Raw genomic sequence first — 15,332 nt, 5'->3', positions numbered from 1 at the left:
ACTACGAACGCTCCTCTCGGTTCGGCACAGTGCGGACTGTCCGCACCTTGCCCTGACCTTCACTCGCCAGCAAGCCGGCGGCTTCGAGCTTGTCGAGAGCCTTGGTCACGGTCGGTCGGGAGACCTTGAACCTGCCCATCAGTTGAGACGCGCTAGGGAACTTGGCCCCGACCTCGAACCCTTCGGTCGCGATGATGTCGGCGATGCGCTCGTCCAGCGGGCGCCGGTCGACGTGCTCGCCCTGGCGTACTACCCGCCACCGGCCGCCCCGCACCGGTTCAGCTACCCCATCCGCTTGAAGCTCCTTGAAGGCACGGAGCACCACGCCGCGCGAGACGCCGTGATCGCGCATGAGGTCTCCGGCGGCCGGGAGCTGTGTCATCTGAGGGTCCGCCTCAATCCGGGCCTTAACCGCCTCCGCGATTTGCAAGAAGGTCCCCCGAGGGTTGACCTGTTGCGACACTCGCTCCCCCTCCCTGTTCGCCCGTCGTCGAATTCAAGCCTGCCACGTCGTGTCTGCCCCCAAAGTGTCCCACGCGTCTTGCCCTCCGGTTAGGACTCTGCTCTACCCAACCAGTTAGGGCAGCGGGATGTACGGTGTCCCACCCATACGATCGTCGAAGCGTCTGGCCCTCCGAGATGCGATCGCCACCTGACGGTCCATCGCCGTTGGAACCGTTCCACTCCGCTGTTCAATGCAAACGGCGGGGCGAAATGCTTTCACGGTCGGCCCCTTCCGCTACATTTTGAAGCGGGGGGCAGACCTTGCTCAACTGCTCAGCAATAAAATTGACATCCTGCCGAATGTTTCGATAGTCAAATCGCAGATATTGCAGCCGGGCAACACGAGCCAAGCTTTGGGGGAGCTTACCCTCATCCAAACATTCAGCTCCGGACAACAGCACAGGGACCACCGTTCGCTCCCACTTGAACGCCTCCTCTATTTCTCGCAAGACCCAGTCTTTCCTAGGGGTGGAGTCACGGGCCTCGGGGTTAAGTCTGTCCAGCCATTCAGAATCTATGATCACGAGCAACACCGCACACCCAGCCACAGCTTCAAGAATGGACTCCGAGTAGTCCGATCCTGGCGCGATAGACCTAGCCGCTCGAAAAATGTGACGCTCACCAAAGCGACTTGACAGCAATTCGTCAAGCAGGGCGGCCGCATACGCCCCGCCCTCTTTGCGGTAGTTGATGAATATCTCAGCCACTTCATCCCATTTCGCACATGAACGATCCGCCCGCTCTTCAGTGAAGATCACGCCTTTCACCCTGCGATCCCCTAGGCTAATCGACCGATGAAATTGGAGTGATCCACAGGGAGCCGACCGCTCCGAGCCGCGCCCGAGAACAAGAGAGGGGACAACCTGATGGCTGGGACACCCCGCGCACACCAACCACAACCAGGCAAGAGCGGACCGGGGCTGCCGGCGCAGGGGCAAAGCACAGGCGATCCGATGTCCAGTTCAGACCTACTGGAACTGACGAAATGGCACATCGACAGGTACGACCGGCTGCGGTCATCCACTTCGGTTCGAGCATCAGTACTGCTCAGCGCCAACGCCGTTCTAGCAACAGGTTCACTGCTCCTTGTGAACTATCATCTGCAAACTTCCGATGCGCCCCGCGCTCTGTGGATCGAGATCCCGTTCGGAGCCTTAGCAGTCTTGACGTTGTCACTCATCCTTCGAAGTCTTTGGGGATCGATCAACGCCATTGCGGCACGCAAGACAATCCGCGCCCTACACTCAGCCGAGATCCCGTCAAGATTCCTCTTCAACTGGGGTGACACTCTTAAGTCCGTTGATGGCCATAGCGACTTTGCCCGAAAAGTCGAAGGCCTTAGCCTAGATTCAATCCTAGGCCACGCTGTGGCGGAACTTTGGACAGACATCCTTCAGCACTCACAGCGGCATCAGCACCTCAGGACAGCAATCAGCACGTTTCGGTATTGCGTAGCAACTCTGCTATGCCTGGCCGCTTTCACATTCACGGCAGCGCTAAGGTAATCGACAATAACATAGGTTGGTCTGAACAAAAAAGGTGGGACAGCTCAAATTGGAGCTGCCCCACCTAGGTGCCGGTAAGTTCAGTTACCCAGATTCCGCCTCACCCTGACCCCTATTATCCGAGTCTCTGAGCGCAATCTCCACGCCTTCCAGTTCCTCAACCGGCGTAAATTCCTCAGGCTGCACGTAGACCAAGTCGATTACGGGACGTGCACCACGGCGTGTTATTCTGCGTCGTTCCTCAACAACGAGATTAACGTGTTCTCCCAGCCGCCAGCCTACTGCCGAAATCTCACCTGGTTCAAACTTGACCGTGACTGCCGGACTCGCAGCCGGTTTGATCACAGCCGCTCCTGAGAGCTTCAGTTCTGTCACCAGGCCTGAGATCGAACGACGCACAGGCGCAAAGGCCTCTCCGTGGCTCTTACGAAGCTCCCGTAGATAGCCCCTGCCAGTTTCAGTCAACGACGTGCTGCGCACACGGCCTTCACCATCAAGCCAGCGCAACTGCATCGACAAGTCAAATTTATCGAGGGCGCTCACTACACGCGAAAGGCTAGAGAGCATTGGCGTCCACTCAGAGACGTCAGCTTCAGCTTCCAACGTGCCGACAGCGTCGAGCAGGGAGTTCATGACCCGCGATGTGGGTCGAGTTTCCTCCCCTTCCCCTCCATCGGATTGCGAATCGACTGTGGACGTCTGCCCCTCAGCAACAGGGCGGACATGCAGGACCGTGCTACCTGCAGAAACTCCGACCAATTCGAGCTCTACATCTTCGTCAGAGGAAGCCGTGACCCCGTCTTGGAGAGGCTTGAGAAGGGCGTTTCCCACCGCGAAACGCAACCCTCCAGAACCTGCCTCCCCGCCGAAGAGGCGGATAACAAGTTCTTCCGGCAAAGCAGATTCAGGGTCCCATTCTCGAACAGCGCTCAACCAATTTGCACGCTGCTCAGAATCAACGTCGTCCTCAGTTCGCTCCGTGGTGTCTTCCGCCGCAAGCCATGCGTCCAGATCGCCGCGACGGTCATCGAGGATACGCTGCCGCCAACTGCTCACGGTGCCACCTCCAGGTACCCGCGCCTAGGCTCAGCCGACTCCAACGTGGGCGCGCCCTTCGCTCCAGGCGGCCGGCAGCGCTGCCACCAATCATCCCATGCTCCCCGCTCCCGCAGGTAGTCCTGGTCTTCGGCTGCGAGTGTCCTGGACTTGAACACAGACCGAACCGGCCTGTAGGAAATGCGGAGGCTAGACACACGAAAGTCCGGCAGAACGACATGACGGTCGAAGGCCCGGGTCATCCAACCGGCCCTGGGCTTCCCCTTGATCCGCTCTTCGCCAGGCGCGTTGACCAGCACCGCCACATCGATGTTCGAGGGATTCACCTTCGAACTCACGTAGCTCCCGCCGAGCCATAGACGATGGATCAATGGCTGACCCTCCAGAAGATCACTAAAGTGATCCTCAAGCGCGAAGAAGCGAGCCAGGTAGTCTTCGAACCCGTCCCAGATCTGGGGCCTTGTTTCCGATCCCCTGAACCGCTCATTTTCCACAAGGAGGGCGTGCGCTTCTTCATAAGCAACATGGAACCGCCCCGGCGGCAGGAAGAACTCCACTCCATTTGCCTTGACGCTGAAATCCAAGTCCACCAGGCCCCCCCTGAGCCACTCCCTGACCAACGTGGTCATGAGACCGTACCCGACTCCACTGACACACACTCCAAGATTCATCAGGTTCCGGGCTCTCCTCGGTCCTCTGCTGCGAGGACAGCTCCGCACAGGCAACCTCGCTCAGCAGCGGCCACCGCCACGGCCATGCGTGGCTGACGGTGCCCCTCGCTTGTATGCCCATGCGTGAGTGGCGCGTGGATTCGAGGTAATCATTACGCCCTCGCGGCTTCCTGGCAGGTCAAAGCCACCATGGGGCCCATCATGGACACGCTCTCCGGAACCGTGTGCGCAGGTTCGAATCCTGCCGTGGGCACTTTCGAGAGCGGGACCCAGTTTCACTGGGTCCCGCTCTTTGTCGTTGGTTCTTGGCCGCCATGTGCCAGTGTCATTCTGCGACGGCAGTCGAGGCGATCGCAGGGGGACTGGTGGCGGCGCTCAGTCAACGTGTAGTCGCTCTTGTGGCAGTGATCGGCGGGGCCGCGGAGCGGGCGCGGTTCGAGGAGGAGTGCGGTCGTCAGGGGTGGGCTGTGCTGGAGCAGTCCGCGGGGAGCGGAACTGACGGCCGGTACGTCATGACGTTGACGCTGTTCGGACTTCACTGGCGGGCGGCGCAGGGCGCCGAGGAGCAGTTGAGGGCGGCGGCCCGGCGGCTCGATCTGGCCGTGCGTGTGCTGGCAGCAGAACGTGTGGGTGGAGTGGGCGAGGGCGGCCCGGAATCGATGTGGCGGGTGGTCGGCACCTCGTCGACGTCGGCCGCCGGACGGTTGCGGCCTACTGGGCGCAGGGTCTGGGCGGCGGACGAGACAGCGGCGCTGCGTCTGGCGCGGCGGCGATTGCCGGATACTCCGACCGCGCCGCCCGGGGTACGGGTCCGGGGTGAAGTGCAGGCGGATTCCCGTCCGTTCGTCGTGTTGCTGCGGAACACCCCGTGGCTGATCCTGACTTGGGTGGCCCTGCGGTCCTTCACCTTCGGGGTCGACGCGGTGTGGTCCGGCCGCGCCGGCGGGGAGTGGCTCGCCATGGCGGGCGGCTCGGTCGTGGCCTTTGTGTCTGGTTGGGGCGCTCATCGGCTGCTGCAGCGGGTGTGGAAGGTCACCGGCACGCAGGTTTCACTGAACGGCGTCGGCGATACGGCCGTCCTCTGCCTCTTCGCGGGTGCTCTCGGCCTGAGTGGCGCGGAGGCCGACGGAGGGGTCGGAGGGCTTCTTGAGCTGGTTCGCCTTTTGGGCCTTCTGGCTCTGTCGGCGCCCGTGCCGCTCGGGTTGTATTTCCTCTTCCACTCGTCGGGCTGGCGGTCCGTGGCACCCTGGCTCCTTCCGCTCGTCATCCCGCTCTTCATCGGCTTGCTTCCGGGTGCGGGCGGGCTGTTGATCCGCCAGTACCTCGACGCCTTCGACACAGAACCCGCCGACGTGGGTGTGTCCCTGTACCGGCAGTTCGGCGCCGCCTCCTCCTGGCTGCCGGTCATCCTGCTCGCGCTCTCCGTGCCGGCTCTCCTGGGCTACCTCCGGATCTGGCACTTTCCCATCCGCAACCGCGGGGTGATGGTGTTCGCGGGCGTCGTCGCGGTCATCCTGGGATCCGTCGGCTTCGACAACTACCTGCTGGCCCCTGCCCGCCAAGCGGGCGTCCAGGCCATGGAGGCCGCGGCGAGGTGGCGTACGCCGCCCGAGTTCCACGGCGTCGAGCCGAGGTGGGTGTGCGCCACACCCCTGGCGAATGTCGATCCCTCGGGCATACCCGTGGTGGGCGGCACCTTCTCCCCCGCCCGCGCCTACCTGATGCTGGGCGACTCGGGCGGCACGGTCGTGCTCTGGACCCCGCCGGCCCCGGGGGCGGCTGAGACGCTCGAGGTGCCGTTGGCGAAGCTGCGCATACGGGACATCGATCGGCCCTGGCGCGGCTGCCGCCCGTAGATCCAGAAGCTGTCGGTGGTCATGCGTGTGCGGCCGTGAGCTTGCACACAGATCATTCGTAGTTGTAAACGCAACTCGCCCTGTACGTCGGGGGGTTGACGGGGCGTTGGATTCCGTCATCGTTTGCGGAGTGTAAGGATCCAGGGACGTTTTTGTTTCAACAATGGCCTTTCCGGCTTTCGTCCCGTTCACTCGGGACCGTCCCCCGCAAGGCAGTTCGGTAAATGGGAAGCGTGTGCGGATATGTCCAATTCGCCTGGAAAGTTCGAAGTCCCTATAAATCCGCATACAGTCAGCGTCGCCGAGGTGATCCCGGGTGACCTGGTCGCCCTGTCGCCCGAGGACGTGGAGCGGCAGCGCTGGTACGTCGTCATGCACACGTTGCCCGAGTCGCCGGAGACGATCCGGATGTCGCTGCGGCCGCCGCTCGGTGGGGTGGATCGCGATGAGGTGCTGGGGCGGGAGCGGGCGGTCACCGTCGCCTGCCATCGGCTGGACGTGGCGGCCGTGCCCCGGCTGTCGTCACCGCCGCTCGACGACGTGGAGTTCCGGGACGGCGACCGGGTGGGCTCGGTGCGGGCCGTCGATCCGCGGGCCGCCGAGGTGACGTACGTACGGCGTTGGGGTGCCTGGCACCGGGATCTCGATGTGTGTGCGGAGGAGCCGGTCGCGGACGGGGAGGTGCGGCGGTGGGCTCGTGACGCCGACCGGGAGGGGTATGTCGTACGGCATCACCCTCGGCCCGCGCGGGAAGCCGCTGCCGGTGGGCCGCGGCGGGTCGTCGTCACCGGGCTCGGGGCCCTGACTCCGCTCGGGGTCGGGGTGGACGCGTTGTGGCGGGGGCTGCTCGACGGGCGGCACGGGATACGGGAGTTGGGCGGGGAGGAGTTCGGCGAGCTGCCTGTGCGGATCGCCGGGACTGTGCCGGTCGATCCCGCCGAGTTGCTGCCGCGGGCTGCCGCTCGGCGGATGAACCGGGCCGCTCAGTTCGCGGTGCTCGCCTCGCGGGAGGCCTGGGCCGATGCCGGGTTCGTGGAGGGGGGCACCCGGCCGAGCGGGCTCGATCCCGAGCGGGTCGGGGTCAGTCTCGGGGCGATCCTCGGGGACGCGTCGGTCCTGGTGGGTGGGGATCGGAAGCTGCGGGAGAAGGGGCCGCGGGGCGTCTCGCCGCTCACCACTCCGATGACCGTGCCCTCGCAGGCCGCCTCGCAGGTCTCCCTCGACCTGCACATCACCGGGGAGGCCCGGACCGTGACCAGCGCGTGCGCCTCCGGCACCGAGGCCATCGGGCAGGCGATCGACCGCATACGGTACGGCCGTGTCGACGTCGCCCTCGCGGGCGGTGCGGAAGCCGTCGTGACGCCGGCGATCATGGCGTCGTTCGCCTCGATGCGGGCGTTGTCCCAGGCCGGGCTGGAGGACGGGCGTTCGCCTTCACGGCCCTTCGCCAAGGACCGGGGCGGGTTCGTGAACGGGGAGGGCGCGGGGATCCTCGTACTGGAGGCCGAGGAGCACGCCCTCGCCCGGGGCGCGCGGATCTACTGCGAGGCCGCGGGGTGGGGGCTGTCGGCCGACGCGCATCACATGGCCGCGCCCGATCCCTCGGGGAGCGGGGTGGCGCTCGCGCTGCGGCGGGCGGTGCGGGACGCCGGGGGGCATGTGGTGGACGTCGTCCATGTCAACGCGCATGCCACGGCGACCGTGGAGGGCGATCTCGCCGAGGCGGGTGCGCTGCGGGCCGTCCTCGGGAACCGGAACCTGTCCGTGCCGGTGACCGCGCTCAAGGGGCACCTCGGGCATCTTCAGGGGGCCGCGGGCGGGGTGGAGGCCGTGGCCACCGTACTGACGCTGCATCACGGGGTGGTGCCGCCGACCGTGGGGTGTGCGGAGGTGGACGACGAGGTGGAGCTGGACGTGGTGACGGACGCTCCTCGGGAGCTGCCGGCCGACGGGGATCTGGCGCTCAGCAACTCGTTCGGGTTCGGAGGGCACAACGCGGTGCTGGCGTTGCGGCGCATCGGTTGAGCGGCTGCGGCAACGTCGTGGCTGCTGAGCACCGTTGCGGTGGGCGATGCGGTGGGCGATGCGGTGAGAGAAGGGGACGGGCCCGTTGGTAGGGGTCAGGCCGAGCGCTTGCGGGGCGTTGCCTTCTTTGCCGTCGTCTTCTTCGCCGTCGTCTTCGTCGCCGTCGACTTCTTCGCCGAAGCCGAAGCCGAAGCGGAGGCCGAGGTCGAGGTCGAGGTCGTCCTCTTCGCCGAAGCCGAGGCCGTCTTCTTCGCCGGTGTCTTCTTCGTCGCCGTCGACTTCTTCGCCGAGGCCGAGGCCGACGTCGAGGCCGTCTTCTTCGCCGTCGCCGTCTTCGCCGTCGACTTTCTCCCCTGCGCGGGCTTCGGCGTCGTCCGCGACGACGTCTTGCGCTGCGGGAGGTGTCTGACCTCCGCCGGTTCCTCGCCGCGGGACTCCTTCGCCTCGCGCACGCTCTTCTCCAGCGCCGCCATGAGGTCGAGGACCTTGCCGCCCTTCGCCGGTTCCGGCGCCTCCGGTGGGGTCTCGCCGGCGGCCTTCGCGGCGACGACCTCCTCCAGCGCCTCGCGGTACTCGTCGTGGAGGTCCTCCAGGTCGATCTCGCCCAGGGTGTCCATGAGGGCGTCGGCGAGGTCGAGTTCCTTGTCGTTGACCGTGACCTTGGTGTCCGGCGCCACCCCCTGCGGGGCCCGCACCTCGTCCGGCCACAGCAGCCCGTGCATCGCGATCGCGTCCTCCACCACCCGCAGCATCCCCAGCCGCTCCCTCCCCCGCAGCGCGAACTTGGCGATCGCCACCTTGTTGCTGCGCTTCAGCGCCTCCCTCAGGAGGGTGTACGGCTTGGCCGCCGGGGCGCCGCCCGCCGCCAGGTAGTACGCGGCATCCATCTGGAGCGGGTCGATCCGGTCGGCCGGCACGAAGGCCACGATCTCGATCGTCTTCGCCGTCGGGAGCGGGAGGTGGGACAGGTCCTCGTCCGTGATCGGGATGATCGTGCCGTCCGCGTCCTCGTAGCCCTTGCCGATCTCCGCCCCGCTGACCTCCTTCTCCTCCAGCTCGCACACCTTGCGGTAGCGGATGCGGCCGCCGTCCTCCAGATGGATCTGGCGGAAGGAGATCGAGTGGCTCTCGGTGGCGTTGACCAGCTTGATCGGGATGCTGACCAGGCCGAACGAGATCGCGCCGTTCCATATGGATCGCACGGGCGGCATCCTTTCCGCGACTGTCACGGGCGGTATCGGACGATATGCGTGAGATTCTCATCGTATGACGCCTATCACGGAGGTGGCGGGGCGCCGGCTCGCGCTCAGCAACCTGGAGAAGGTGCTGTATCCCGCGACCGGGTTCACCAAGGGCGAGGTGCTGCACTACTACGCCACCACCGCCGACGTCCTCCTCCCCCACCTGCGGGACCGGCCGTTGTCCTTCCTGCGCTACCCGGACGGGCCCGACGGGCAGGTGTTCTTCGCCAAGAACGTGCCGCCGGGTACGCCCGACTGGGTCACCACCGCCGAGGTGCCGCGGTCGGAGGGGCCGGCGCGGATGGTCGTCGTACAGGATCTGGCGTCGTTGATGTGGGCGGCGAATCTCGTCACCGAGTTCCACACGCCCCAGTGGGTGGTCGGTGAGCCGGCCGAAGCCGATCGGATCGTGTTCGATCTCGATCCCGGGCCGCCCGCCTCCGTCGTCGAGTGCTGTGAGGTCGCGTTGTGGCTGCGGGAGCGGCTCGCGGCGGACGGGATCGCGGCGTACGCCAAGACCTCCGGGTCGAAGGGGCTGCATCTGCTGGCGGCGGTGCGGCCGACGCCGTCCGAACGGGTGACGGAGTACGCCAAGGGGCTCGCCGTCGCCGCCGAACGGGCGATGCCGAAGCTCGTCGTGCACCGGATGACACGGAGTCTGCGCCCCGGGAAGGTGTTCGTCGACTGGAGCCAGAACGCGGCCCGGAAGACCACCGCGGCCCCCTACACCCTGCGCGCCCGCCCCGAGCCGACCGTCTCCGCGCCGGTCACCTGGACGGAGGTCGAGGAGTGCCGGTCGGCGTCACAACTCGCCTTCCTCGCAACGGACATCGGGCCACGCGTCCAGGACTACGGTGATCTGCTCGCGCCGCTCTTCGACGCCCGGTCCGCCGGACGGCTGCCCTAGGGCCCGTCCTGGCTTCGCGCCCGGCACCGACGGGCACAGATGCTGACCAATGGGGACATCTCTCATCGCATCACCGAAGGAACCGAAGGAGCAGCCACCGGCATGCGCGCACGACCGCCCTCCCGCACCCGCACCCGCATCCGCACCCTCCGCCGAGCCCTGCTCGTCGGTCTCACCGCGCTCTCCGTCTCCACCACCGTCGCCCAGGCCCAGCCCTCGGCCCCAGCGCCCGCCAAGCGCCCCGGCGCCGATGTCGTCACCGACTGGAACCGCACCGCCGTCGCCGTGATCGCCGACGACGCCAGGCGGCCGACCGCCGAACCGTTCCTCTGGTACGGCTTCGTCCATGCCGCCGTCTACAACGCGGTCGTCGGCATCGAGGGCCGCTACGCCGAGTACAAGTGGGACGTACGAGGCCCCCGCTTCGCCTCCTCCGAGGCGGCCGCCGCCACGGCCGCGCGGCGGGTGCTGCTCACCTACTTCCCGGCCTCCAGGGAACGCATCGAGAAGGCGTACACCGCGTCCCTCGCCAAGATCCCGGACGGCACGGCCCGGAAGCAGGGCGAACGGTTCGGGGAGCTGGCCGCCGAGCGGCTCATCGAGCTGCGCGAGGAGGACGGGCGCGGCGAGAGGGTGACCTTCGCCCCGGAGCCCGCCCCGGGTGTCTGGCGGCCCGCCCCGCCCACGTACAGCCCCGCCGTGAACGCCTGGCTGGGCAAGGTGCGGCCGATGCTGTCCGACGACCCGGAGCAGTTCATGCCGGGGCCGCCGCCCGCGCTGACCTCGCGGCGGTACGCCCGCGATCTCGCCGAGACGAAGGCCATGGGCGGGAGGAGCGGCAGCAAGCGGAGCGCGCGGCAGACCGAGACCGCGCTCTTCTTCTCGCACCCGCTGCCCCAGCAGCTCCAGGCCGGGTACCGCGACCACGTCACCCGGCACCGGCTCGACATCGTCGACGCCGCCCGGCTGTTCGCCGCGGCCAACACCGCCGCCGCCGACGCGACGATCACCACCTGGAACGCCAAGTTCACGTACGCCCTCTGGCGCCCGATCCACGCGATCCGGCTCGCCGGCACCGACGGCAACCCGGCCACCCGGCCCGACCCGGACTGGACGCCGCTGCTGGACACTCCCCCGTACCCGGAGTACATCGGCGGGCACTGCGCCAACGACGGCGCCGTCATGGCCGTACTCGACCGGCTGACCGGTGGGGACATCGACCTGCGGCTGTCGTCGACGCCGACCGGGACGACGCGGACGTACAAGAAGTCGGCCGACTTCCACCGGGACACGATCAACGCCCGGATCTGGAGCGGCATCCACTTCCGCACCGCCGACGAGGTCGGCACCCGGATCGGCAGGGACATCGGCGACTGGGCGATGGACCACTACTTCCGGCCGCTGCGGTAGCCAGGGCCTGTCCGGCGGTTCATGCCGCAGACGCGGGGTCTGGCACGCCGATCTGCGGCGTGCCAGACCCCGCTCACCAGCGTCGATGAGGCGCCGTAGCTCTCCTGCGACCTGATCCGCCGGACAGGCCCTACACCCGCGTCCAGGTGTTCCGGTCCCGTGCCATCGCGTGCAGGGCCTCCACGTCCGCCGGTTTCAGCACCCCGCCGAGCCGGGCCAGGCTCTCCGCCTCCGTGTCCGCGATGACGCGGACCTCGCGCAGCGGGGCGGTGATCCGTACGTCCGACGGGCCGACGACGGCGAGGACCGGATGGACCTCGGCGGTCAGCGCGTAGGAGGCGCGGTCGGCGTCGGCGCGGACGCGGCGCAGCAGCGGGCGGGGGTCGTGGCGGCCCAGGGCGACCATGGGGTCGGCGACCGTCACCCGCTGTTTGCGGGCGTACAGGGTGTGGATCGCGAAGAGGCCCCCCGGGCCGATCGCCAGGTGGTGGACGCGGTCGCCGCCCGGGAGCGGGACCGAGTGCAGGGCGTGCCAGCCGGCGCCGTCGAGCCGGTCGAGGGCCTCGCCCACGGCCTGCTCGGCCAGCAGCGCCCTGCGGCGCGGGTCGGGGCGGAGCCGGTGCGGCGGGCCGGGGTCGCGGTCGAGGGCGATCTGGAGGGCCTCGCCGGGGCGGTTGGGCGCCAGGTCGTCGTCCGGGTGGAGGGTGAGCCGGGCCAGTTCCGCGGGGGTCGGGACGGGGGGTGGCCCCACCGCGACCGGGCCCGTCAGGAACGGGCCGAGCACCTCCAGGACGTCCTCCCTGCTCGCCTCGCTGAGCAGGTTCACCCGGGCCGCCTCCCTGTCGTACCAGGCGACGTTCCGCCCGTCCGTCAGGCACACGTAGAGCCGCTCCTGGCCGTGCTGCCAGGTCGGTATGACGCGCAGTCCGCTCATGCACCATCACCCCCTGACCATGGGAACAGGCGGGGTGCTCCAGGGGCAAGAAGGCGGTTACCTTTGAGGAAGGTCGGCACGGTGGTGGGGTGTGGGGACTTGGGGAGGCGTTGTTGCGTACCCGCAGGAAGCAGCCCGACGTACCGGCCCCGGACCACCCCTGGAACGAGATCGTGCCCGGACTGTGGATGGGCGGGCACGAGTTCAGGGGGCCCTCGGGGCAGCGCGAGTTCGCCGTCGTACGGGACGAGTTCGACCTCGTCCAGACCCTGTTGAGACTGCCGGGGCACGGGCCCGACCCCGGCGTGGAGCACCATGTGTGGCCGATACCCGACGGGCCTCTGGACGGGACCCAGCTCGCGGGCGTGATCCGGCTGGCACAGGCCGCGAGCGAGGCGATCGACGAGGGCCGCAAGGTCCTCGTCCGCTGTTATCACGGCTACAACCGCTCGGGGCTGGTCGTGGCGCACGCCCTGATCCGTGCCGGGCACTCCGCCGAGGAGGCGATCCGCACGATCCGGGACCGTCGCTCCCCCTGGGCGCTGCACAACGACCTGTTCGTCGACTATCTACGGGCCGGACTGCCCACGGCACGGCTGCTGGAGGAGCTGGCCGAATGACGCCCGCCCCGGACGGGTGCGCAAAAAGGACTTCCGTACGAATAAGGTGTACGGGCCGGTCGTCGTCCCGCGTACGGGGCCGCCGGTAGCATCCCTCGCCGCCCCGTCCGCCCCGGTTCCGCCCCGTCCGCCCCTGGAGCACAGTGCCACGCCCCGTCCGAACCGCCCTCGCCGCCGCCCTGCTGCTGGCCACCGCCGCGGGCTGCGGTGACGCGGGCGGCCTCCAGGCCGCGGGGTCCACCCCGACCGCGACCAGCCCGGCCAAGCTGTGGCCGCAGCTGACGCCGGCGTCGAGCCCCGCCTGGAACTACGACGACGGCGAGACCGAGGTCATGAAGGGCATCGCCGTGCCCGGTGGCGACGTGCGCAAGGTGGACCCGGTGGCCGTCGTGCAGGCGGAGATCTCCCAGCACCCGGACGACTACTCCGGTTCCAAGGCCACCTACCACGAGACGACCCGCCGGATGGCGTACTGCGGCAGGACACCGGCGGACAGCCGCTGCCCGGTCCTCAAGGCGTACTACCGCGACCTCACCGGCGACGGCCACGCGGATCTGACGCTGGGCTTCCGGCTGCTGCCGGGCAACCAGACCGCCGTCCGCGTCTACACCGTCCAGGGCGGCCGGCTGGTGCAGGTCATGAGCAACGACGACGCGGTGAGCCAGGTCGAGCTGGCCGGGCACTCGGTGATCATCCACGCGCCGTCCGACCTCGCGGACTACGAGTACCGGTTCCAGTGGACCTGGGACCCGGACCAGCACCTCTTTCTGCTCACCCACGACGAGATGCTGCACCTCGGGAAGGGGCCGAAGGCCTCCCCCTCCGCCTCGGCCTCCCCCTCTCCCTCCCCCTCGGCGACCCGCTGATGAGGCTCGCGCTCCCCCGGTGGACCGGCACGCTCGCCCTGAAGGCCGCCGCCTTCATCACCGTCATGTGCTGTGCGCTGGCCGCGCTGCTCGGCATCCTCGTGCATGTCTCGGTGACCAACCAGACCGTCGGCCAGGCCCGTGACCTGGCGCTGTCCCGGCTGGCGGACGCGACCGAGGCGTACGAGGCCGGGGACAGCCTGCTGCCGGGTGCGGGCGTCGACCCGCCGGGGCTGCCCACGTCGCTGCGGGCGCTGGCGGTGGCGGGCCACCGGGGCACGATGGTCGCCGACCACGAGGGGCGCCCCACGATGTGGGCGGCCGGTCCGGCCGACGGCGACCGGGCGCTCGCGGTCGTCGTCGACTACTCCCAGCAGGCCCGCACGATCAACGCGCTCGACCGGGCCATCCTGTGGTCCTCGGCCCTCGCCATCGGGGCGACGCTGCTGGTGGGGGCGTTCGCGGTGACCCGGGTGACCCGGCGGCTGCACGCCACCGCGCGGGTGGCCCGGCGGATCAGCGGCGGTGACCTGGACGCGCGCGTCGACGACCCGCGCACGAAGGATCCGACGCGGCCGCAGGACGAGGTGGCCGCGGTGGCCGCCGCGCTGGACTCCATGGCGGCCTCGTTGCAGGGCAAGCTGCTGAGCGAGCAGCGGTTCACGGCCGACGTGGCGCACGAGTTGCGCACGCCGCTGACCGGGTTGCACGCGGCGGCGGAACTGCTGCCGCCGGGGCGGCCGACGGAGCTGGTGCGGGACCGGGTGGCCGCGCTGCGGACGCTGACGGAGGATCTGCTGGAGATCTCACGCCTGGACACGGGGCGGGAGCGGCTGGATCTGGACGCGGTGTCGCTCGGGGCGCTGGCGGAGCGGGTGGTGCGGGCGTCGGGGACCGACACGGAGGTCAGGGTCGTGCGGAGTGTCGTCGTCGAGACGGATCGGCGGCGCCTTGAGCGGGTGTTGGGGAACCTGGTGGCCAATGCGCACCGGCACGGGAGGGCGCCGGTCTCCCTGACCGTGGACGGGCCGACGGTGACCGTTCGGGATCACGGGGACGGATATCCGGAGTACCTCGTCGAGCACGGGCCGCAGCGGTTCCGGACCGAGGGGGGATCGAAGGGGCATGGGCTGGGGCTGACGATCGCGGTCGGGCAGGCGGAGGTGCTGGGGGCGGAGCTGAGGTTCCGGAACGCCGCCGACGGAGGAGCCGTCGCCGTACTCACCCTGCTCGGGTCCCCGCACCCCTGACGGCCCAGTCAGAAAGGCGGCCCCGAACCACCCCTCCTAATGTGGCGATTAGTCAAGTTCGCCCCCTTCGTGGAGGTTCCGTCATGTCGCTGCGCTCCCGTCTCTCCATATCCCTCGCCGCCGGCGCCCTGCTCGCCGCCGCTGCCGCCGTGCCCGCCGTCGCGAACGACGACTGGGACGGTGCACGCGGTGACTGGGGGCACCACCAGCAGGAGAACCCCCGCCTCTACAAAGGCGTGGTCACCGCGAGCACGCTGAATCTGCGCAGCGCACCGAACCGCGGGTCGCAGATCATCCGGACCGCGCACAAGGGCGAGATCGTCTCGATCTTCTGCAAGACGCCCGGCCAGACCATCAACGGCAACCCGCTCTGGTACCTCCTCACGGACGGCACCTGGGCCTGGGGCGCCGCGCGGTACATCGACAACATCGGGGCGGCGCCACGCTGGTGCTAGGAAGACCAGGGAAATCGGGAAGACAAGTCTCC

14 protein-coding genes are annotated in these 15,332 nt (G+C 68.5%); 8 read left to right on the top strand and 6 right to left on the bottom strand.

Features of this window, described 5'->3' with window-relative positions; all coding sequences use genetic code 11:
- Position 1: 1 nt before the first annotated feature.
- The 4 genes from EJC51_RS32660 to EJC51_RS32645 form a co-directional block, all read right to left on the bottom strand.
- A complete protein-coding gene (locus EJC51_RS32660) occupies positions 2–352 on the bottom strand; it encodes a GntR family transcriptional regulator (RefSeq protein WP_341870680.1) in 351 nt (116 codons plus the stop codon).
- A 340-nt stretch (positions 353–692) separates the two neighbouring features.
- Entirely contained in the window at positions 693–1,262 is a 570-nt protein-coding gene (locus EJC51_RS32655) for a TIR domain-containing protein (protein ID WP_166682927.1), read from the bottom strand.
- Positions 1,263–2,093: 831 nt separating this feature from the next.
- On the bottom strand, positions 2,094–3,065 hold the full coding sequence (locus EJC51_RS32650) for a hypothetical protein (RefSeq protein ID WP_126274348.1): 972 nt from the start codon (positions 3,063–3,065) through the stop codon (positions 2,094–2,096).
- On the bottom strand, positions 3,062–3,694 hold the full coding sequence (locus EJC51_RS32645) for a DUF6932 family protein (protein ID WP_244362955.1): 633 nt from the start codon (positions 3,692–3,694) through the stop codon (positions 3,062–3,064). The genes EJC51_RS32650 and EJC51_RS32645 overlap by 4 nt, the downstream gene beginning before the upstream one ends.
- A gap of 440 nt (positions 3,695–4,134) precedes the next feature.
- Here EJC51_RS32645 and EJC51_RS32640 point away from each other — a divergent pair, with 440 nt between their 5' ends.
- Positions 4,135–5,592, top strand: coding sequence for a hypothetical protein (locus tag EJC51_RS32640; RefSeq protein WP_126274347.1), 1,458 nt, complete (start codon positions 4,135–4,137; stop codon positions 5,590–5,592).
- Positions 5,593–5,835: 243 nt separating this feature from the next.
- Positions 5,836–7,617, top strand: coding sequence for a beta-ketoacyl-[acyl-carrier-protein] synthase family protein (locus EJC51_RS32635; protein WP_126274346.1), 1,782 nt, complete (start codon positions 5,836–5,838; stop codon positions 7,615–7,617).
- A 95-nt stretch (positions 7,618–7,712) separates the two neighbouring features.
- On the opposite strand, the gene ku is transcribed toward EJC51_RS32635, so the two are convergent.
- Positions 7,713–8,819 (bottom strand): non-homologous end joining protein Ku, encoded by a 1,107-nt coding sequence (ku, locus tag EJC51_RS32630; protein ID WP_483025184.1) that lies wholly within the window; start codon positions 8,817–8,819, stop codon positions 7,713–7,715.
- Between the two features lie 64 nt (positions 8,820–8,883).
- Here ku and ligD point away from each other — a divergent pair, with 64 nt between their 5' ends.
- Both ligD and EJC51_RS32620 read left to right on the top strand, forming a co-directional pair.
- Positions 8,884–9,765 carry a non-homologous end-joining DNA ligase gene (ligD, locus tag EJC51_RS32625; RefSeq protein ID WP_126274344.1) on the top strand — a complete coding sequence of 294 codons (882 nt, stop codon included), beginning with the start codon at positions 8,884–8,886 and terminating at the stop codon, positions 9,763–9,765.
- 102 nt (positions 9,766–9,867) lie between these two features.
- A complete protein-coding gene (locus tag EJC51_RS32620; RefSeq protein WP_126274343.1) occupies positions 9,868–11,175 on the top strand; it encodes a vanadium-dependent haloperoxidase in 1,308 nt (435 codons plus the stop codon).
- Positions 11,176–11,305: 130 nt separating this feature from the next.
- Here EJC51_RS32620 and EJC51_RS32615 read toward each other — a convergent pair whose 3' ends face one another.
- Entirely contained in the window at positions 11,306–12,109 is an 804-nt protein-coding gene (locus EJC51_RS32615) for a nuclease-related domain-containing protein (protein ID WP_126274342.1), read from the bottom strand.
- Between the two features lie 113 nt (positions 12,110–12,222).
- Here EJC51_RS32615 and EJC51_RS32610 point away from each other — a divergent pair, with 113 nt between their 5' ends.
- From EJC51_RS32610 to EJC51_RS32595, 4 genes are all read left to right on the top strand, one after another.
- Complete coding sequence (locus tag EJC51_RS32610) at positions 12,223–12,729, top strand: protein-tyrosine phosphatase family protein (protein WP_126274341.1); 507 nt, start codon at positions 12,223–12,225, stop codon at positions 12,727–12,729.
- Between the two features lie 143 nt (positions 12,730–12,872).
- Positions 12,873–13,595, top strand: a complete 723-nt coding sequence (locus EJC51_RS32605) for a hypothetical protein (RefSeq protein ID WP_126274340.1) — start codon at positions 12,873–12,875, stop codon at positions 13,593–13,595.
- Complete coding sequence (locus tag EJC51_RS32600; RefSeq protein WP_126274339.1) at positions 13,595–14,845, top strand: sensor histidine kinase; 1,251 nt, start codon at positions 13,595–13,597, stop codon at positions 14,843–14,845. Before EJC51_RS32605 ends, EJC51_RS32600 begins: the two co-directional genes overlap by 1 nt.
- A gap of 83 nt (positions 14,846–14,928) precedes the next feature.
- On the top strand, positions 14,929–15,300 hold the full coding sequence (locus EJC51_RS32595) for an SH3 domain-containing protein (protein ID WP_126274338.1): 372 nt from the start codon (positions 14,929–14,931) through the stop codon (positions 15,298–15,300).
- Positions 15,301–15,332 lie beyond the last annotated feature (32 nt).

The sequence above is a fragment of the Streptomyces aquilus genome (genome assembly GCF_003955715.1).
Taxonomy (GTDB): domain Bacteria; phylum Actinomycetota; class Actinomycetes; order Streptomycetales; family Streptomycetaceae; genus Streptomyces; species Streptomyces aquilus.
Note: the sequence above shows the minus strand (reverse complement) of the source record. Positions and strands in the feature narration are given on the sequence as shown.